Source organism: Methylomonas sp. BG-2 (genome assembly GCF_057766305.1).
Map to the genome: position 1 here is coordinate 1 of NZ_JBYMAP010000343.1, position 3,145 is coordinate 3,145.

At 53.6% G+C, this 3,145-nt stretch carries 5 protein-coding genes; 4 read left to right on the forward strand and 1 reads right to left on the reverse strand.

The window, feature by feature from the left end:
* The 4 genes from AC3B8H_RS19825 to AC3B8H_RS19840 all read left to right on the forward strand — a co-directional run.
* Positions 1 to 282, forward strand: a 282-nt coding sequence (locus AC3B8H_RS19825; RefSeq protein WP_488443242.1) for a hypothetical protein, incomplete at its 5' end; no start/stop codon positions are given.
* A 24-nt stretch (positions 283 to 306) separates the two neighbouring features.
* Positions 307 to 1,128, forward strand: coding sequence for a hypothetical protein (locus AC3B8H_RS19830; RefSeq protein ID WP_488443243.1), 822 nt, complete (start codon positions 307 to 309; stop codon positions 1,126 to 1,128).
* Entirely contained in the window at positions 1,121 to 1,498 is a 378-nt protein-coding gene (locus AC3B8H_RS19835) for a KilA-N domain-containing protein (protein WP_488443244.1), read from the forward strand. The genes AC3B8H_RS19830 and AC3B8H_RS19835 overlap by 8 nt, the downstream gene beginning before the upstream one ends.
* 18 nt (positions 1,499 to 1,516) lie before the next feature.
* Positions 1,517 to 2,746 (forward strand): defense against restriction DarA-related protein, encoded by a 1,230-nt coding sequence (locus AC3B8H_RS19840; RefSeq protein ID WP_488443245.1) that lies wholly within the window; start codon positions 1,517 to 1,519, stop codon positions 2,744 to 2,746.
* 119 nt (positions 2,747 to 2,865) lie between these two features.
* Here the strand turns inward: AC3B8H_RS19840 and AC3B8H_RS19845 are convergent.
* On the reverse strand, positions 2,866 to 3,145 hold a 280-nt coding region (locus AC3B8H_RS19845; RefSeq protein WP_488443246.1), incomplete at its 5' end, for a hypothetical protein.

Genomic DNA, 3,145 nt, shown 5'->3' on the forward strand with positions numbered 1-3,145 from the left:
AGCTTTGCCGGCGTCACCGAAGAGTGGGTGGCCTCGATCGAGTCTCCGGACATTCCAGCAATCGCGGTCCGTGGTTCGACTAAGAACGTCGTCATGCTGGCGCTTGAAATCACGGTCAAGGCCCAAATACCGCTTTACGACGCGCCCAAGGTCGGCGAACCCAACGACGGTAAAGGCGTTCCCGGTACCGATGATCCGGCCGGCTACCCGGTCGTGGTTCAGATCAATTTCGACGACAAGGCATTGAACGCTCAAGCGTCGGTAACCGCCGACAGCCCGTAGCCAAGGTACTGACGAATTCAAGCCATGGCAAAACTGACCAAGGATCAATGGGCCGACATCCGCCGCCGCTGGGAAACCGACCCGCGCGACGGCCATCAATGGCTAGCTGACGAGCTAACCGACCAAGGCGTTGAAATCAACCGCGCCGCGATCGCCAAGGCAGCCGGTCGGCAAGGCTGGGCGAAGCGCGAGCCTGAAAACGTCACGCCGAAAAACGTCACTCAGAATGTCACTCAAAACGTCACTCTGAGTGACAAAACGCCACTCCAAAAAGTCACTCCCGCGCCGGCCAAAAACATGGCTCTCAAAGCCATTCCCGAGCCGGTATGGGAAGAGGTTGACGAGACCAGTCTGCACGGCAACACCAAGTATCTTCCGGCGTTCGATCGGCAGGCCTATCGTCTGTGTTTGCTTGGGGCTACGGATAAGCACTTGGCAGATTTTTTCGACGTATCAGAATCGACAATAAACCTTTGGAAGTTGCGTCATTCAGAATTCTCGGAGTCCATAAAGGCTGGCAAAATGATGCCCGACGCCAATGTTGCCGAAAGTCTTTATCACCGAAGTATTGGCTATTCGCATCCGGATACCCACGTATCAGTCATCAATAACGAAGTCGTGCTGACCGAACTGACCAAGCATTACCCGCCCGATACCAAAGCGGCCTTCATTTGGTTGAAGAACCGCCAGCCTTCGCTTTGGCGCGACAAGGTAGAAGTCGAGGCCACGCACAAACTGACGCCAGACATGATGGAGCGGCTCAAAACGGAAATGGTCGACCGGTTGACGGCGGCCAGGGAGCGGCAGCGGCAGGTGTTGATTGATAGGGGGTTGGTGGATGATTAATGGTGCCGATGTTTTAATCAATCGTGATTCGGATGGCCGATTCTGTTTGAACGACATACACAAAGCAGCAGGCGGCGAAAAGCGCCATCAGCCGTCTGATTGGTTACGCATTCAGCAAGCACAGGAATTAATTAGCGAAGTCGAATTACCGGGAATTCCCGGTATCGTTTCAAAACAAGGACTTGGAACATTTGTCGTAAAAGAGCTGGTTTATGCCTACGCCATGTGGATCAGCGCCAAGTTTCATTTGCATGTGATTCGAGCGTATGACGAATCAGAAAGGCCAGATTCGTTGTTGACGTTGACGCCTCTATTCCCAAAACCGCCGATTTGGCGGTTTTGCATAAACAATAGCCATCCAATAATCTAACAAATCAATACTTTACCAATGAACCAAGCAATTACCTGGGACACCATCACCCATACACCGGTTGGCATGACAATCGCGCATTGCCTATACGAGATTCAACGCGCCGACGCCGCCGATAGGCTGGTGCTGGATTCCGTAACCATGGCCGACATCATGGCCGAGGCCGACGAAATCCTGGTGTTGGACGCCTTGGTAACCCCGTATGCCCGATTACAGCGGAAGATGGAAGTGTTGCAGACCTTCATGGAGCGCGTTGGCGGCGAAATGAAGCCGGTAGCCTTGCAAGTCAGCGAGCCATACAAACAAGGCGGCGTAGCGCAAGTGGCGGCGGTATTCGAGTTATCCGACGGCCAAACCATATCGATTTTCTTCCACAACCCCGATGTGACGCCGGCCAAAATCGGCCCGTCCGACGAATTGATTTCCTGGAAGTGGATGCTCAACAAGAAGGACATCACCATTGTTGTGGCGCCGGAGAAAGGCGACGACCTAAACGTCAAGATCGTGGCCACCCGCGTGATGAAGTTGGCTGAGAAAAACAGCGTGGCATTCCAGCGGGCCAACACCAAGAGAGCCGAGAACCTGGCTGTCATTGAGTCTCTGAAAGCCGAAATTCCGGCGCTTGAAAAAGAGCTTAAACGCGCACAAAATGAACTGGAAGTCGCAAAAATCGAGGCAGAACAGCGCGCTCAGCGCCGCGCAGCCATGGAAAACATCCCAGAAACCGCAAACCCAGCGAAGCGTTACCTGGCAGTGAAAAACGGACTTGTCCGGCTGGGTTGGGCCATTGCCCAAGACGGAATGACCCTTGTCGATAAATCGGGCACCGTGGCCGTTAAACAAGAATCAGTGGGCAAAAATCACTATATCAACAATACGCGGGATTGGGCCATCTACCAAAAATCAGGCGCCACCTGGAAGAAGGTCGGCAAAATAGCGGACGGCTCAGCCAAACCCGTAAAGCAGGCCGACGAAGTCGCCAGACTGATTGATGTAGCGGCCAGTAAAATCAGCCCTCAAATCACGATCACCAAACCAGAAAGGCAAGACCCTATAAAAGCTTCATTCATAGCCGAATTAGAAGCACTAAAGTCAGAAACCGACATCTGGGCCTACAACAGCCGCCTGGACGAAATCGCTGCGCGTGCCGAGCAGGCCGGCTTGATGGAGGAACTGGACGCCGAGTTGAATGCGACGGCGGATGTGTTGACCGTGTTATTGGCCGCCGCCGAAAAACGTAAAGCATAAATCAGCAATCGACCCGTCCTGGCGTCACCGATTTCAATCTGGAAAACGCGCGAATCCGCCTAAATCGTCCAACAAAATACAAAGCGTCTTGAGAAGTCTGGACAAGTTGAAAGATCGGCTCAAATTTGTGCCGAGAGGCCGAAAGGGTCGGATTTCAAATCCGAGCAAGATTGCGCGGACAACATGATGGCGGCGGCGACACCGAAGTGGCGGTTATGGACAACATGCGCTTGATAACCCGGCATCCCAAGCAGGCAGACCGCAAAAGCCTGATGGATGTCTTTGTTGCCGATTACCGGGCCAAGCACCCTAGGCCGGCGCTGGCGGCGTGATTGATGCAATCCCCAAAAAAATGGGCCAAATTTCTCCGGCCCATCCTTGCTGGTGGCAATTCCGGAA